The organism is Nereida sp. (assembly GCF_965655635.1).
In the GTDB taxonomy this organism is placed as follows: Bacteria; Pseudomonadota; Alphaproteobacteria; order Rhodobacterales; family Rhodobacteraceae; genus Nereida.
The window spans coordinates 19,558-35,601 of record NZ_CBFHHE010000006.1 but is presented as its reverse complement, the minus strand read 5'-3'; the positions used below and the strand labels follow the sequence as shown (position 1 = coordinate 35,601).

The 16,044-nt window shown below is 53.6% G+C and carries 14 protein-coding genes and 1 pseudogene; 7 read left to right on the top strand and 8 right to left on the bottom strand.

Features of this window, described 5'->3' with window-relative positions:
* Nucleotides 1–3: 3 nt before the first annotated feature.
* Complete coding sequence (locus tag ACTF5M_RS03230; protein WP_438959649.1) at nt 4–1,293, top strand: HlyC/CorC family transporter; 1,290 nt, start codon at nt 4–6, stop codon at nt 1,291–1,293.
* Between the two features lie 29 nt (nt 1,294–1,322).
* Here ACTF5M_RS03230 and ACTF5M_RS03225 read toward each other — a convergent pair.
* Nucleotides 1,323–2,843: pseudogene (locus tag ACTF5M_RS03225) on the bottom strand (helicase HerA-like domain-containing protein).
* Nucleotides 2,844–3,316: 473 nt separating this feature from the next.
* Here ACTF5M_RS03225 and ACTF5M_RS03220 point away from each other — a divergent pair.
* Nucleotides 3,317–3,955, top strand: a complete 639-nt coding sequence (locus ACTF5M_RS03220) for an invasion associated locus B family protein (RefSeq protein WP_438959648.1) — start codon at nt 3,317–3,319, stop codon at nt 3,953–3,955.
* A 56-nt stretch (nt 3,956–4,011) separates the two neighbouring features.
* On the opposite strand, the gene ACTF5M_RS03215 is transcribed toward ACTF5M_RS03220, so the two are convergent.
* The 4 genes from ACTF5M_RS03215 to ACTF5M_RS03200 are packed head-to-tail and all read right to left on the bottom strand — an operon-like array spanning nt 4,012 to nt 8,340.
* Entirely contained in the window at nt 4,012–5,223 is a 1,212-nt protein-coding gene (locus tag ACTF5M_RS03215) for a beta-ketoacyl-[acyl-carrier-protein] synthase family protein (protein WP_438959647.1), read from the bottom strand.
* Nucleotides 5,223–5,480 (bottom strand): acyl carrier protein, encoded by a 258-nt coding sequence (locus ACTF5M_RS03210; RefSeq protein ID WP_438959646.1) that lies wholly within the window; start codon nt 5,478–5,480, stop codon nt 5,223–5,225. The genes ACTF5M_RS03215 and ACTF5M_RS03210 overlap by 1 nt, the downstream gene beginning before the upstream one ends.
* Before the next feature lie 31 nt (nt 5,481–5,511).
* On the bottom strand, nt 5,512–6,603 hold the full coding sequence (gene lpxD / locus ACTF5M_RS03205) for a UDP-3-O-(3-hydroxymyristoyl)glucosamine N-acyltransferase (protein ID WP_438959645.1): 1,092 nt from the start codon (nt 6,601–6,603) through the stop codon (nt 5,512–5,514).
* Between the two features lie 39 nt (nt 6,604–6,642).
* Nucleotides 6,643–8,340, bottom strand: coding sequence for a L,D-transpeptidase family protein (locus ACTF5M_RS03200; RefSeq protein ID WP_438959644.1), 1,698 nt, complete (start codon nt 8,338–8,340; stop codon nt 6,643–6,645).
* Between the two features lie 370 nt (nt 8,341–8,710).
* Here ACTF5M_RS03200 and ACTF5M_RS03195 point away from each other — a divergent pair, with 370 nt between their 5' ends.
* Together ACTF5M_RS03195 and ACTF5M_RS03190 are read left to right on the top strand one after the other, a co-directional pair.
* Complete coding sequence (locus ACTF5M_RS03195; protein WP_438959643.1) at nt 8,711–9,280, top strand: YcbK family protein; 570 nt, start codon at nt 8,711–8,713, stop codon at nt 9,278–9,280.
* Nucleotides 9,281–9,387: 107 nt separating this feature from the next.
* Nucleotides 9,388–9,711, top strand: a complete 324-nt coding sequence (locus ACTF5M_RS03190) for a TfoX/Sxy family DNA transformation protein (protein WP_438959642.1) — start codon at nt 9,388–9,390, stop codon at nt 9,709–9,711.
* Nucleotides 9,712–9,785: 74 nt separating this feature from the next.
* On the opposite strand, the gene ndk is transcribed toward ACTF5M_RS03190, so the two are convergent.
* The gene (gene ndk, locus ACTF5M_RS03185) at nt 9,786–10,208 is read right to left on the bottom strand and encodes a nucleoside-diphosphate kinase (protein WP_438959641.1); all 423 of its coding nucleotides are present in this window, start codon (nt 10,206–10,208) and stop codon (nt 9,786–9,788) included.
* Between the two features lie 116 nt (nt 10,209–10,324).
* On the opposite strand from ndk, the gene ACTF5M_RS03180 reads away from it, so the two are divergent.
* The 3 genes from ACTF5M_RS03180 to ACTF5M_RS03170 are packed head-to-tail and all read left to right on the top strand — an operon-like array spanning nt 10,325 to nt 13,404.
* Entirely contained in the window at nt 10,325–12,187 is a 1,863-nt protein-coding gene (locus ACTF5M_RS03180) for an ABC-F family ATP-binding cassette domain-containing protein (RefSeq protein WP_438959640.1), read from the top strand.
* A 21-nt stretch (nt 12,188–12,208) separates the two neighbouring features.
* Entirely contained in the window at nt 12,209–12,826 is a 618-nt protein-coding gene (locus ACTF5M_RS03175) for a MarC family protein (RefSeq protein WP_048597624.1), read from the top strand.
* The gene (locus ACTF5M_RS03170; RefSeq protein ID WP_438959639.1) at nt 12,826–13,404 is read left to right on the top strand and encodes a retropepsin-like aspartic protease family protein; all 579 of its coding nucleotides are present in this window, start codon (nt 12,826–12,828) and stop codon (nt 13,402–13,404) included. Before ACTF5M_RS03175 ends, ACTF5M_RS03170 begins: the two co-directional genes overlap by 1 nt.
* On the opposite strand, the gene ACTF5M_RS03165 is transcribed toward ACTF5M_RS03170, so the two are convergent.
* Together ACTF5M_RS03165 and ACTF5M_RS03160 are read right to left on the bottom strand one after the other, a co-directional pair.
* Nucleotides 13,369–14,628 (bottom strand): cytochrome P450, encoded by a 1,260-nt coding sequence (locus ACTF5M_RS03165; protein ID WP_438959638.1) that lies wholly within the window; start codon nt 14,626–14,628, stop codon nt 13,369–13,371. The two genes, ACTF5M_RS03170 and ACTF5M_RS03165, sit on opposite strands and share 36 nt — an antisense overlap.
* 126 nt (nt 14,629–14,754) lie before the next feature.
* Nucleotides 14,755–16,011 (bottom strand): hypothetical protein, encoded by a 1,257-nt coding sequence (locus tag ACTF5M_RS03160; protein WP_438959637.1) that lies wholly within the window; start codon nt 16,009–16,011, stop codon nt 14,755–14,757.
* Nucleotides 16,012–16,044: the final 33 nt, after the last annotated feature.

Sequence of the window (16,044 nt, the reverse complement as noted above, 5' to 3'; positions counted from 1 at the left end):
CCAGTGGACACAGCCTTTTGGGTTACGTCGGGCGGAATTGTACTTTTGCTTGTCCTATCGGGCTTCTTTTCAGGCTCGGAAACTGCACTAACAGCAGCATCACGTGGCAAACTGCGCGCACAGGCTGACAAAGGGAGCAAAGGGGCCGAGCGCGCACTGGCCATCACCGAAGACAACGAACGGCTGATCGGTTCAGTCCTTCTAGGCAACAACCTCGTCAACATTCTAGCAACCTCGCTCGCGACAGCCTTGCTAACGCGCGTGTTTGGCGAAAGCGGTGTTGCGCTTGCCACCCTGATCATGACGCTGCTTGTTTTGATCTTTGCAGAGGTGCTGCCCAAAACATACGCCATCACAAATGCCGAGACCGCCGCCGCCGCAGTTTCAGGCCCCATTTCCGTTGTCGTCAAAGTGTTCTCGCCAATTGTGGCCACCATACGGGTTTTGGTCCGTGCCGTGCTTAGCGTTTTTGGTGTTCAGACCGATCCCGACGACCATATTTTGGCCGTGCGCGAAGAAATTGCCGGTGCGCTTAATCTTGGGCACTCAGAAGGTGTTGTGGAGAAAGAAGACCGCGACCGCATTCTTGGCGCACTTGATCTGAGCGACCGGACGGTAGAGGAAATCATGCTTCACCGTTCGGGCATTGAAATGATCAATGCCGACGATGATCCCGAAACTGTATTGTCGCAATGTCTTGCCTCAAGCCACACCCGCCTACCCGTTTACCGTGATGAACCGGAGAATATCATCGGCGTTGTGCACGCAAAGGACTTGCTGCGCGCCATTGATAAATTGGTCCGTGGCCCAGATGCGGATCCTGCGGGTCTGTCGCGGTTCCAGGTAGGCGATGTGGCAATGGCTCCCTATTTTGTGCCTGAAACCACGACGCTTGATGATCAAATGCGTGAGTTTTTGCGTCGCCATACGCACTTTGCGCTGGTGGTTGATGAATACGGTGCCCTGCAAGGGTTGATCACGCTTGAGGATATTCTGGAAGAAATCGTTGGCGAAATCGCGGACGAATTTGACGAGGCAAAAGAGCCAGAGTTTATCGCTGACATCGATGGAACGTACACACTGGATGGTGCCATGACGATCCGCGATGTGAACCGCGCACTTGATTGGTCGTTGCCAGATGACGAAGCCGTAACCCTTGCGGGCCTTGTCATTCACGAAGCGCAAACGATCCCTGCCGAGGGACAGGTCTTCTCATTTCACGGCTTCCGATTTGAAGTAGCAAGCCGCGAAGCAAACCGTTTAGCAGAGTTGAAAGTGCGCAAAATCGTCTGAGCGCAAAGAAACTAAATTAAGGGGGCGATCTAACGCCCCCGAAATAGCCCACCCAAAATACCGCGCACAATACGCCGCCCAGTTGTGCCTTTCAGCTCTTTCAGAACAACCTTGCCAATCTCAGCACCAAGTGAGGTGCTGCTGCGCCGCGATGCACGCGCTGTTGAGCGGCCAACTTTCGTACCACTGTACCGCCTGTTCGACAGGTACTCGCGCTCTGCCACTTGCAGTTCTTCTTCTTTCTGCTCAGCGGCAAGCGCAGCATCGGCCGCCTGCTCTGCCCGCTTGCTAAGCGTTTCAAAAGCTGACTGCCGATCGATAAGCGTCTCGTACTTCCCTGCAATAGCGGAGTTCGCGATACATGTCGCCCGCTCGCTGACCGAGATCGGACCAAGTTGTGAGGAAGGTGGTCTGATCAACATCTGCTCGGCCACCCCCGGCAAACCTTTGTCCTCTAGAAAAGATGTCACCGCTTCTCCGACACCGACTTCGATGATGGCTCGTTCAATATTAAACGCAGGATTTTCGCGGTATGTCTCGGCTGCCAATCTAAGGGCCTTTTTATCCCGTGCCATAAACGCACGCACAGCATGCTGCACACGGTTACCAAGCTGGCCCGGAATGTCTTCTGGCACATCTGCTGGGTTTTGCGTGATGAAGTACACACCAACACCTTTGGACCGTATTCAGCGGGCAACCTGCTCGACCTTGTCGACCAACACTTTGGGTGCATCGTCGAAAAGCAAATGCGCCTCATCAAAGAAAAAGACGAGTTTCGGCTTTTCCGGATTACCCACCTCGGGCAGCTCCTCAAACAGCTCAGAGAGGAGCCACAACAAAAAAGTCGCATAAAGCTTTGGCGCATTCATCAACTTATCAGAAGCTAAAATGTTGACACGCCCACGGGGGCCATTGGGGGTGACGTCAACGGCCATCAAGTCACTGAGTGCGAGTGCCGATTCACCAAAAAGATGCGCCGCACCTTGGTTTTCCAGCACCAGCAACCGCCGCTGGATCGCACCAACGGACTGGCTGCTTACGTGACCATATCGTAGGCCAAGTTCTTTGCCGTTTTGCCCCACCCAAACCAAAAGCGCTTGAAGATCTTTGAGGTCCAACAGGGCCAGTCCTTGTTCATCGGCGACGCGAAATGCGATGTTAAGAACGCCTTCCTGCGCCTCTGATAGCTCAAGAATACGCGACAACAACAGCGGGCCCATTTCAGCAACGGTCGTTCGCACAGGATGGCCTTGCTCACCGTAAAGGTCCCAAAAACACACAGGGAAAGCCTCATGCAACTTGTGATTGGCATCACCGGCTTTGGCCAAGCCAGACAAATCCCCTTTCACATCGGACATAAAGACAGGGACACCTGCGCGGCTAAAACCTTCTGCCAAAATCTGAAGTGTCACAGTTTTGCCTGTTCCCGTTGCTCCCGCAATCAACCCGTGACCGTTGGCATACTCAAGCTTCAAATGCTGCTGCTGTGCATAGTCCGGCCCACCGCCGCCAACTATCAATGTTTTTTGCGCCAATGTTCGTGACCCCACCTAACTCGTAAACAAAATTGCCTTAATTCAAAAATATAGCGTTAACGATTGTATGTCACACTAAACCTATGCGTCGTAGTCGTTTTTCAGCGGTGCATTCCTCCCTGAAGGACTGGCCGCGGCGCTTGTTTAGTCGCGGTCCTTTTTTGTGCACTTTATACTGATCGTGCCCAATTGCTGTGCTTTGAGAAAACCCACCAACCTTTTCACTATTAAATGTTGACGAAGGCGTCGGCTTTTCCTAGCGTCAACTTATAAGTCGGCTAGTCTGACAGGGAAAAATAAAATAGGGGTTGCTAGTATTAGCAGCTCCTTTTTTCTTGGCATACCTATTGGGGCGAAATTAGCCTTAGATTATTCCATACTAAATAATTAAATAAATGGGCCGGAGCCGGCAAAATTCCGCTTTGCGCAATGACACGTCAAATCAGGCATGATAAGTCGCTGGCAGCTTTAAAAATACGGGAAAAGCCATGACCAACCTCTTAAAATTCTGTGCAATTCTCGCAGTTTGTGCCGCACCAGCTTGGGCGCAAAGCACAGCATCAGACACGGATCAGACCGCCCCCGCGGGAACTGTTAGTACCGATGGAGATGCAGGCATCCCGTTGCAACTGGGCGAAGAAGAAGCGCCTAGCGGACCACAGCCAGGCCAGACTTATGTTCTCGAAGAAGCGGGCGCGTGGGAAATTCGCTGTGTTAAACGCCCCGAAGGAGCAGCGCAGCCGGATCCGTGCCAGCTGTATCAGCTGCTGAAAGATCAAGAAGGCAATTCTGTTGCTGAAATTAACATGCTCGCCCTGCCCACCGGAAGTGTTGCAGCGGCGGGTGCCAATGTTGTTGTACCCCTTGAAACATTGCTTACCGAGCGGCTGACGATGGCGGTTGATGGCGGACCTGCTCGCAAATACCCATTTGCTTTTTGCAGCCAAGTGGGTTGTTTGGCCCGTCTCGGATTTGCAGACGCTGATGTGGCCAATTTCAAGCGCGGTAACGTGGCTAAGCTAACAATTGTACCAGCTGTTGCACCGGATCAAAAAGTTGAACTGGATGTATCACTAACCGGTTTCACCGCCGGTTTTGCGCGCCTTCAGAAACTATCGGCCCAGTAAATCGGCCTGATGAAAGACAAAAAGGTCGCTCGGCTTATCAAGCTTGGCGGTCTTTTTTATGGAGCACTCCGCAACGCGATAACTGCGTTCAAACCACCAAATGCAAATGCATTCGACAGTGCCACATCAATTTTTACGCCGCGCGCAACATTCGGCACCACATCAAAAGCGCACTCTGGATCGGTCTCTTGGTAATTGATCGTCGGGGCAATAATCCCTTCTCTAAGGGCCATCAAACAGGCCAGTAGTTCTACTGCCCCAGTCCCGCCGATTAAATGTCCATGCATCGACTTGGTTGAACTCATCATCAATTGGTCAGCATGGGGTCCAAACACTTCGGCTACCGCGGCGCATTCTGTCTTGTCATTAGCCGCTGTTCCCGTGCCATGGGCGTTGATATAGCCAACTTCAGATCTATCAATTTGTGCATCCCGCAAGGCACCCGCAATGGCACGCGCGGCCCCTGCCTTAGACGGCATAACGATATCAGAGGCATCAGAACTCATCGAAAACCCAATCACCTCCGCCAGAATGTCCGCGCCACGTGCTTTGGCATGCTCAAACTCTTCGAACACAAACACGCCAGCACCCTCGCCCTGCACCATACCGTTACGGGTTGCACAAAATGGGCGACAGCCGTCTTTCGACATAACCCGCAGCCCTTCCCAGGCTTTGATGCCGCCAAAACAGAGCATGGCTTCTGACCCCCCTGTGATCATAGCCATCGCGCTTCCGCTGCGGATCATGGTAAATGCCTGCCCCATCGCGTGATTTGATGACGCGCAGGCTGTGGCAACCGTAAAGGATGGACCGCGCAAATTATGTTCCATGCTGACATGAGCCGTTGCGGCGTTGTTCATCAGTTTGGGCACAATAAACGGATGAACACGGTTCTTGCCGTCCTCATAAACCGTACGATAATTGTCGTCTTGGGTGGTCAACCCGCCCCCAGAAGTGCCCAGAATAACACCCGCCTGATCCGCTAATTCGCCAGTAAAGACCAATCCGGATTGGGCAATCGCCTCGCGGGTAGCAAGTAGGGTAAATTGCGTAAACCGGTCATAAAGCGCGATCTGCTGACGGTTAAAGTGATCCGCTTCGTTATAGCTGTGAATTTGCCCCCCAATGGTGACAGAAAGCCGCTCAACGTCACGCATATTCAGCGGGGAAATACCACAGGCGCCTTCCGCCATAGCGGCTTGCGTAGAAGCGACATCGCGACCAAGCGCATTGATTGTGCCAGCCCCCGTAATGACAACGCGGGCCATTAGGCCGCCTCGTTCACAAGCTTTTCGATCGCTTTTGTGATGGAGCCAACGGTCGATATATCAAAGTCGCTTTGAGACGGCTCATTGGCATTGAAGGGTACGGAAATGTCGAAGGTTTCCTCGATCGCAAAAATACACTCAACCACGCCCATACTGTCTACGCCCAACTCGGCCAAGCTGCTTTCAAGTGTAATCTCAGCCGGATCAAGCATAGCTTGATCTGCTATTATATCAATGACTTGCGATGCAATGCTCATGGGGCTTTTGGTCCTGTATGATCGCTGACGTTTAGCTGTTGTCGATATCAGAAGTAGGTGTTTTTTTCAGGGCTGCAACATCTTTGGCAAGACGCGGCAGACGGCGCAGCGCCTTGTACTGCTCAATCCCCGACTTCATTGGAATTGCGGGGTCTCCCATTAGAACCCTGCCCGCTGGTTGGTTGGTCCTGATCTTGCCACTACCGCTAAGAATAACGTCATCACCAACAGTGACATTATCAACCACGCCAGACTGCCCCGCCAACACGACGCGGTCGCCAAGCGTACTGCTGCCCGCCACGCCGGACGCACCGCAGAGCAAGCAGTCCTCACCCACGGCAGCGTTATGTGCCAGTTGCACAAAGTTATCGATTTTCGTGCGATTGCCAATTTTCGTGTCACGGATTGTGCCGCGATCAATACAAGTGTTCGCGCCAATATCGACTTGATCGCCAATCGTCACACTGCCCAACGAATGGATGCGAGTCCAATGTTGGCCCGCTGTCTCGCCGCGTTCACCCAAAGTTTCGCGAATTTGCTCTGTTGGGGCCTTATCTGGTGTTACAAAGCTAAATCCGTCCGACCCGATTACAGTCCCAGACTGGCACGTAAAGTCATCGCCAATGGTAACGTTATGCCCGATGTTCACGCCTGGGTGGATCAACGCCTGTGCGCCGATTTTCGTACCGTATCCAATCGTGGTGTGTGCGCCGATTTGCGTGTTATCGCCAATAACCACATCTGCACTGATCACAACAAACGGGCCGACGGATGCGGCTTTCCCGATTACGGCAGACGGATCAATGACCGCCGAAGGGTGAACACCCGCACCAATCTTAGGGCCTTCATCGAACATCTTGGAAAGCGGTCCAAGGCTAAACCGTGGTCGCGGCACACAGATAGCACCTTTCAGACCAAGCGCCTTCCAATCCGCATCAGACCAGAGCAAAGCAGCCTCTGCCGCAGCGCTTAAACCTGCCGCAGCAGCTTCTGAATACGCCAATGCAAGTTGATCGTGCGCTGCATCCTGAGGCTCGGACAGTCCACGCAAGACAAGTGTCTCATCCCCAAGCGCCTCAGCGCCCAAAGCCTGTGCAATTTCAGCCAATGTATAGGTTGTCATGTCCACGCCCCTTTACGCATGTGGGTGTTGGCGCAATACTTAGCCGCTGACGCTGCGCAGGGCCACCCCTTCCCGTGCCAAGGCGCGCCAAATCCGCGCATCGCGGCCGTAAACGTCGCGTCGGAACTGAAGTGGCCCATCAGGCGAAGTGATCGCTGTGCGGTACATGATATGCACGGGCACCGGCTGTTTTAGGTTCACGGTCGCTTCTTCGCCCGTTGCCAGCAATGCCTGGAAGAACGCCTTTGGGTTGCTCTCTTGCTTTGCCAAAAGCGCGTAGGCAAAATCAAATGGGTCGTTCAAACGGATGCACCCGTGACTGAACGCGCGAACATTACGGCTGAACAAGCTTTTGGCGGGCGTGTCGTGAAGATAGATGTTGTAGCGGTTGGGAAACATAAACTTAACCAACCCCAAGGCGTTCCCCTTTGACGGGGGCTGGCGCATGTTAAATGGGAAGGTCTGTTCATCAAACTGACTGAAATCGACTGCGCCGCGGTTAATCTTGCGGCCGGAGCTGTCAGTGATTTCAAGTTGGCTCACCGCGTTGCGGTTTTCCTTCAAAAGCGGCAGGTACTCCTTCGTGGCGATCGAGCGCGGCACATACCAGCTTGGATTGATAACCATAAATTCCATCACATCTGAAAACTCAGGGCTGCGCTGGTCCAAGACGTTCTTGCCCACCACACTGCGGGTTTGGAATGTCACAGTACTGCCATCCATAATTTTGGCGGTAAAATCTGCCAGATTGACCTCGATATGACGTTTTCCGCGTGGACGGTTCATCCAACGCTCGCGCTCCATTGCAACGATCACGTTGCGCAGGCGCCGCTCCATCGGCACGTTGATTTCCTTCAGCGTCACGGCTCCGGCAACACCGTCTGCTGGCAGCCCGTTACCAAGCTGAAATTGCTGCACCGTTTTTTGCAGATCGGCATCATATGTTGCTGACGCGCTGCGGCTCATGTAGCCCATCGCCACCAACCGGTCGCGCAGCTCAACAACACCTTTACCGCTTTGACCGGGCTTTAGCGATTTACTAGATACCGTCGGCCCCCAACCGCCTTTTGCGATTTGACGTTCCATATCCAGCTTGGCTTTCATTAGGCGCGTATATTCGGGGTTCTTTGGCGGTAGGCTTTTCATAAAGCCAACGGGATTTGAGTTTGCAAACGCATCAAGGGTGGCCAACCGGTTGCGGTACGGGACTTTGCGTACGATTTCCTCGTCCACCCGTGACGGCGTTAAAATACCGGTCTGAATATCGCGTGCATACGACAGAAACTGACGAGACAACTCAACTTCCAGCTTTCCGCGTGCTGTGGCGCCCTTCGCTGCCCCGATCAATTTCCGTAGCTTGGCATCGTCGTATTTGGCTGATGGCAATCCATGATCTGCTGCACCTGCAAACGCCGCAACCAATGCACGGCGGCGCGCGCGATCTTTGCTGCCCGATCCAACCCACAAGGGTTCATAGCCCGTTGCTTTGTAATACGAAGCAATGTCGCGATCTTTGGCTGCTGCGGTGGCAATTGCTTGTTTTAATTGCGCATCTTGAGCGAAAGACGGCGACGCAAAAGCCAACATCAAAACAACAAAACTCAACCCAAAAAACGCCAGCGCGTTGCGCCGTACAATCAGGCCACGATCAACCGCTGCAGCGCTGACACGACGCTCAGCGCACGCATTCAGGTGGTTGTTGAATTGGCGTCCGGAAATAGCTTGTTTACGCAACATGTCTTTTGTCCCCCACACATTTAACTGTGTTTACTACTTGGCGAATACGCGCCGCACGCCTGCAAGATCGATGATCCACGATGCCGCTTTGAGTGTCTATTCACAAATTCCTCATCTATTCGTTCTAAGACCCATTTGTGGCATAGCAGCCAGCTTTCAGCGCGCACATCTGTGCGCTGCACTACTGTAACGATTAACGAAGACCCAGATACGCAAAAATATGCCCAAATTCTCGGTAAATCGTGGGTCTGACAAATCTATACTTGGTTGCTGATTCCCTTTGTGCCATAAGTTCCGCACATCTGGGGAGATGTAATAGCGGTGAGCTTGTCTGAGGGCTCTACGCAAAAAAGCAGGACGACGAGGCACGATGAGCACGGTATCTTCCACTTGCATCACACGGCGTGGGCTTTTGACGGCGTTTGCCGCAAGCGCGATCACGGCCGCCCCAACCTATTCAAACGCCGCAGGTTTTCTGCGCGGCGCTGGCGACATTCGCAAACTCAAAGCTTACTCCGGACGGACCGGTGAGAGCATTGAGATGATCTACTGGGTTGAGGGCGAATACCTGCGTGACAGCCTAAAAGAGATTAATTGGTTCATGCGCGACTGGCGTCAGGACAAAGCAATCAAAATTGACACACGCACGATCGATGTGATGGCCGCGGCCCATAACTTGATGGATACACCCAAGCCCTATTTGCTGCTTTCTGGCTACCGGACACCCCAAACAAACTCGATGCTGCGGTCGCGGACCGGTGGTGTTGCGAAGAAGTCTCTACATATGAAGGGTCAGGCAGCGGATCTTAGGGTCAGTGGCCGGTCCGTAAACCAAATGGCCCGCGCAGCGCAGGCTTGCGGCGGCGGCGGCGTTGGCCGCTACACCAAGTCAAACTTCGTGCATATGGATTGCGGCATCGTAAGAACTTGGGGCCGTTAATTCGGCTCAGCCGACCACTCCACGTTTCTGTAAAGATTTCACGGGCATTTGAACAAAATGGCCCAAGGGATCTTATTCAATGTACAAAATCAGGCTAACATTTTGGTATGTCTGATTTGCAAACGATCAAAAATATCGGCCCCGCCTTTGAAGAGCAGCTTATTGCGGCAGGTATCGCTGATGCCCAAACTCTGCGGAGCCTAGGGCCGGACGCGGCTTACGCCATGTTATTAGCAGCAGGCAACAAACCCCATTTCATCGGGTACTACGTTCTGGTCATGGCACTGCAAGGGCGTCCTTGGAATGATTGTAAACGCGCAGAGAAAGAAGCGCTGCGGATCAAATTTGATGCCCTAAAGGCAAACCGCACACAAAACGACACTGGCATCGAACGCGAACTAGATGCCATTGGGACGGGCCTGATCAGATAAGCTCAACAGTCGGGCAACAAAAAAGGGCGCAAAGGTTTCCCTCCACGCCCTTTCAAATTCAAGTCACAAGTGACTTAGCCAACAAGCTCAAGGCCAGCGAAGAAATACGCGATTTCTTCGGCAGCAGTTTCTGGAGCGTCAGAACCGTGAACAGAGTTTTCGCCAACTGACTCAGCAAACTCAGCGCGGATTGTGCCTGCAGCCGCATCGCTTGGGTTTGTAGCGCCCATAACTTCGCGGTTTTTCGCAATCGCATCTTCGCCTTCCAGAACCTGCGCAACGATTGGCGCAGACGCCATGAATTCACACAGCTCACCGTAGAAAGGACGCTCTGCGTGCACTTTGTAGAACTCGCCTGCTTGTGCAGCTGTCAGGTGAATGCGCTTTTGTGCAACGATGCGCAGACCAGCAGCTTCAAATTTTGCGTTGATCGCGCCAGTCAAGTTGCGGCGTGTTGCGTCTGGTTTGATGATTGAGAATGTACGTTGGATAGCCATGATAGACCCCTTACAGGTTTTGAGTTGCGGTAATGATTTGGCGGCCACTTAGCACCCTTTCCCGCCTATGAAAAGCCTGCGTTGACGGGGGCCACGTAAACGGGCATGGACCGTGCATGTTACGCATTTCAGACATCTCATTCGCCATCGAAGGCCGTCCGCTTTTTGAAGGCGCATCCGCCACCATTCCTACAGGGCATAAGGTCGGTTTGGTTGGGCCAAACGGCGCCGGCAAAACCACATTGTTCCGCATCATCCGTGGCGAATTTGCCCTTGAAGGCGGGTCAATTTCGGTGCAGGAACGAGCCAAGATTGGCGGCGTAGCCCAAGAGGTCCCCTCCTCCGAGACCTCATTGCTTGACACAGTTTTGGCCGCTGACACCGAGCGCAGCGCATTATTAGCCGAGGCTGAAACCGCAACAGATCCCGCCCGCATTGCCGATGTTCAGATGCGTTTGGCCGATATCGATGCATGGTCTGCCGAAGGCCGTGCATCGTCTATTCTCAAGGGTTTGGGTTTCGATGCGGCCGAGCAATTGATGCCCTGCTCTGCGTTCTCTGGCGGCTGGCGAATGCGTGTGGCTCTTGCTGGAGTGCTCTTTGCACAGCCCGATATTTTGTTGCTAGACGAGCCGACAAACTATTTGGACCTTGAAGGCGCGCTTTGGCTCGAAACCTATCTGGCCAAATACCCCCACACCGTTGTCATCATCAGCCACGATCGCGGCCTTTTGAACCGCGCCGTCGGGCACATCCTGCACCTTGAGGGACGCAAACTAACGCTCTGGGCCGGTGGTTATGATCAATTCGCCAAGGCCCGCGCCGAGCAGCGCGCCATTCAAACTGCCGCTGCGAAAAAGCAAGATCTGCGCCGCGCGCACCTGCAAAGCTTTGTGGACCGTTTCAAGGCAAAAGCATCAAAAGCTAAGCAAGCCCAATCGCGGGTGAAAATGCTGGAGAAAATGGAGACAATCACGCCGCCCGAAGAAGCTGCCAAGCGCGTTTTCACCTTCCCCGAACCCGAGGAAATGTCCCCGCCCATCGTTAATGTTGAAGGTGCGGACGTCGGATATGACGGCACGCCGGTTCTTCGAAAGCTGAACCTGCGCATTGATCAAGACGACCGCATCGCGCTTTTGGGTAAGAATGGTCAGGGTAAGTCGACGTTGTCGAAACTGCTATCAGGCCGCCTTGATGCGATGGCTGGCCGTGTGGTCATGTCATCCAAGTTACGCATTGGGTATTTTGCACAGCACCAAGTGGATGAACTGTTTATCGACGAGACCCCGCTTGATCACATCAAACGGCTTCGTCCCGACGAAGGACAGGCGCGTTTGCGGGCGCGTCTGGCTGGCTTTGGCCTTGGCGCAGATCAGGCCGACACGCTTGTGGCAAAACTCTCTGGGGGGCAAAAGGCACGCCTGTCGCTACTACTTGCCACCCTTGATGCGCCGCATATGCTGATCCTTGATGAGCCGACCAACCACCTTGATATTGAAAGCCGCGAAGCCCTTGTTGAGGCCCTAACGGCCTACTCAGGCGCGGTCATTCTGGTCAGTCACGATATGCACCTGCTCTCAATGGTTTCTGACCGCCTTTGGTTGGTCAAAGACGGCGGCGTTTCGCCGTACAACGATGACCTTGACGCCTACCGCAAACTGCTTTTGACCAATGACGCACCGCTGAAAAACAAAGATAAAGCCGCTGCCAAGCCCGCCAAGCCGAAAGTCACGAAAGACCAGCTCACGGCCATGAAAACAGAGGTCCGCAAATGCGAAGAGCGCCTAGAAAAGCTAAACGTCATGGGCGACAAGCTAGCCAAGAAACTGGCGGACTCAACTCTTTACGAAGACGGCAAAGCAGGCGAAGCTGAAGTATGGCAGAAAAAATACGCCGAAGTACGCACGGCGCTTGACCGTGCTGAGGCGCTTTGGGTCGCCGCGTCAGAAAAACTCGAGGCTGCAAGCAAACGGGTTTAAGGCCCCGAATAGGAGACCGGAATGGATATCGCGTTTCTCATAACTGCATTCGCAACGCTTTTCGTGATCATCGACCCGATTGGCCTTACCCCCATTTTCGTGGCCCTTACGACGGGAATGTCCCCGCAGCAGCGCCGCCAAGTTGCGCTGCGGTGTTGTCTCATTGCGGTTGGTATTTTATTGGCATTCGGCCTTTTTGGAGAGGCGCTGTTGGGCTTTGTGGGCATTGGAATGCCCGCATTCCGCATTTCAGGCGGTGTGTTGTTGTTCATCACCGCTCTCGACATGCTTTTTGAACGGCGCCAATCGCGGCGTGAAGATCAAGCTGAAGAAGAGCCTGTAGACGACCCCTCTGTCTTTCCTATGGCTATTCCGCTTATTGCGGGCCCCGGCTCTATCGCGACGATCATTCTGTTGACGGGCGATCAAGACTGGATGGGATTTGTCGCAGTCACACTGGTCATGATCAGCGTTATCATCTGTGCGTTTTGCCTGTTCCTGTTCGCCGGCGTCATTGAGCGCGGGTTGGGCAAAACGGGCGTCAACATCGTCACACGCCTTCTTGGGATGCTTCTTGCGGCCCTATCGGTTCAATTCATCCTTGATGGATTGCGCGACTTTGGCATCGGTTTGATCTAATGGACAGCGGCGACACCGCGCAACTGCTCTACATGGGTTTGCTCATTGTTGCGATCGGCGGCAGCTATTTGGTGAGCCAGCGGCGTAATCTGGGCAAAACACTGCAACAAGCCGCGCTTTGGGTCCTTATCATACTTGGTTCGATCGCCGGTGTCGGGCTTTGGGAAAACATAAGCGGCACAGTTACTCAGGCCCAAAACACCAACGCCGCCGGTCAAATTGAGGTGCCGCGACGGGCCGACGGGCATTTTCATCTAACGCTACGGGTGAACGGTGTGGGCGTGCCTTTCTTGGTGGATACTGGTGCAAGCGAGATTGTTTTAACCCAGAACGACGCACGCCGTGTTGGTTTTGACACGGCGACTTTGGATTACTTCGGGCGTGCAAACACGGCCAATGGCACAGTCAGCATTGCATTTGTGCGTCTTGAAACTGTGCAGCTTGGCGAGATTATCGACAGTGGCGTGCGCGCGACGGTTAACAGCGCACCGATGGAAGGCAGCCTTCTGGGGATGAGCTATTTGCAGCGCTTTGCTGAAGTTTCAATCCGCGGGAACACTTTGATCCTGACGCGGTGAAATCTTTAGCCAAATCCCGTCTTTGGCACGTACGGTCAGGTGCGCCACTGGCACCGGAACCCGATCTTGGACCAACTCAAACCGGGGCGCGCGCACCAGATCCGCCAACATCAAGACCCCTTCCAGCATTGCAAGACCCGCCCCTGTGCAAACCCGTGGGCCACTACTGAACGGCATGTACGCATGTCTGACGGCTTGCTTAGCCTCAGGATTTTGAAAACGGGTTGGATCAAACTGATCTGGATCATCCCACAGGCGAGTATGGCGATGTAGATGCCAAGGGCTCATCACAATTTGCGCACCCCGCTTCACATCGCGGCGCCGAAGTTCAACATTTTCTGTGGCCTCGCGCACCATCATGGGAACTGGCGGATAAAGCCGCAGCCCCTCGCGAAACACATCGCGCGTCACGCGCAGTTTCGATAAATCAGAAAACTCCAGTTCACCGTCTGGCACTTCCTCGGCAATCTTGTCCTGCCATTCAGGGTACAGCGCCAGCAAATAAAACGTCCACGCCAAAGCAGAGGCGGACGTTTCATGACCCGCCAAAAAGAAGATCGCGACCTGATCGACCATTTCATCAGCGCTAAAAATCTTGCCCGTTTCGGGATCAGGGGTCGTCATAATTTTTGTAGCTAAATCATCGGGCGCGCGTCCCTGCGATATCTCTTCCAACCGCGTCTCAGTGATCTCTGTAATCAAGTCGCGAATGGTTCTCACCGTTTCAGATGTTTGGCGCCGAAAGACACGGGGCATCCATTTCGGGAGCCGAACAAACGCAGCTAAGTTCAAAAGCGGCTGACTGCGTTGGTAATCTCTGAACTGTGAAAAAACCGATTGCGCGATTGGCATATCAATCGGTATCGAAAACAGGGTCCGAAAAATTACGTCAGCCGCCGCATGGCTGGTCATCGGCTCAATATCACGCGCGGTTCCATCAGCCAAAGGTGCGATGCGGGAGACAGTTGCAGCGCTTGCTGCTTTCATCGATGGAAACACCTCGCGCAGCCGTCCGCCTTCGAACGCGGGATCAATGATGCGGCGCTGTCTATTCCATGCCTCGCCGTTCGTCAAAAATACGCTGTCTCCCAACAAAGGGCGCAGGCCTTCGCTGATCCAGTTTGATTTGGGAAAACTATCTGGCTCAGTTTTCAGGACACGCTCAATCACCTGAGGATCATTCACCAGGTAGCTGCGGAAAAGCGGCGTCCGAAATTCGGCCATCCAAGCGCCGTAAAGTTTGGCAGGTTGCGCGGAAAAAATATCTGCCCGAAAAAAACTTCATATACCGTCAGAGCGATACACGCTCGGGCCGCGATGCGGGTTTGGGGGGGCGTATGTCGTTACTACTCATGGGGCGGTCTTTGTGAATTTTGAAACCGCCCTGACGATCCGTGACTTTGACGGTGCACGTCCTTTGAACCGCTCTGCGAGAGACACAGGGCCGGCACTGATCTGAAAATAATCGTAGTCGGCTGGACGATCGAATGCCCAGAGGTACTGAAAATGAAGGCGGAAAAACCGCCAACGCAGTGCCTTCCAACGCGCTGCACTTAGTGTTTGGGAAAACGCTGCAGAAATTACCAAAGGCCACCGTTGTGTGGACCGCGCAACGCCAGACACAGCAACAGGATCACAAAGCGCAAAAGCACAGCCATCACGAGGCGCAGTCACATCCACCCAGGTCAGCGGCACAGCCTCACTGAGGTAGTGCAGATCACGGCGCAACTCATCTGCGTCGGGAAGAAAACTGACCATTGGCACAACTTGTCCGACTGATAAAAATGCCAGCGCAGGTTGATGTGTGCGCAGATTGCCATCACGCAGAACATCGACCAACGCCGACACTGCCAGATGCGCACCAGAGGAGTGCCCAACAACCAAAACCTCATCCACATCGCCGTGTAGCGCGTCAAAAATTGCACCAGAAAACTCCGCAATTCGCTGTTTTAATGCAGGGGAATAGGCGCCGTAGGTCGCAGCCGAGTAGCTATAATCATGGATCAAATAATAGGCGAAAGACTTGTTATCGTTGGTTTTGAACCAGCGCAGCACACACCATGAAGCGACAACAGCGGCCGTCATTGATATTGGCCAAATACTAAGCCCCACGCCCGCTTGCATTGCCCAATTCAACAACCGATAGACCACCGTCCCCAGCCAAAATGCAAAGCCCGGCTGCCCCAGCAAAAACACCACTGGATAAAGCGCCGCAATCACAGGGCCTTTTCGCAGCTTCATCAGCCGCCACAAAACGCCTATTGATATGTGAATCCATGCGGTCTTGATCAATTGCGCGTAGGTCGCCGCACTCGTATTCGACATGCTGTCACGTACAATGTCGGACCAAACCAGAACTTCAAAATCGCTTTCCGTTACATGCCCGTCGATATCTGCGTTCACATGCCAGCCGTACCGCGCGCCTGTGTGTTTGGCAGATAATTCAATATCATAGCCACTGATCCGCCCCTGATCCTTACTTTCGGTTCGGTAAAGCTCGCGATATCTGCGCGGGTGGATCGGATCATATCCGGGAATATAAAAAACCTTTCGGCGCTTAACGCGCAACGCTGTCGCTTCTTCCGAATGTGAATGGATAGATTTCATACCCAAGCGTTAGACGCATTTTTGGGCAAAATG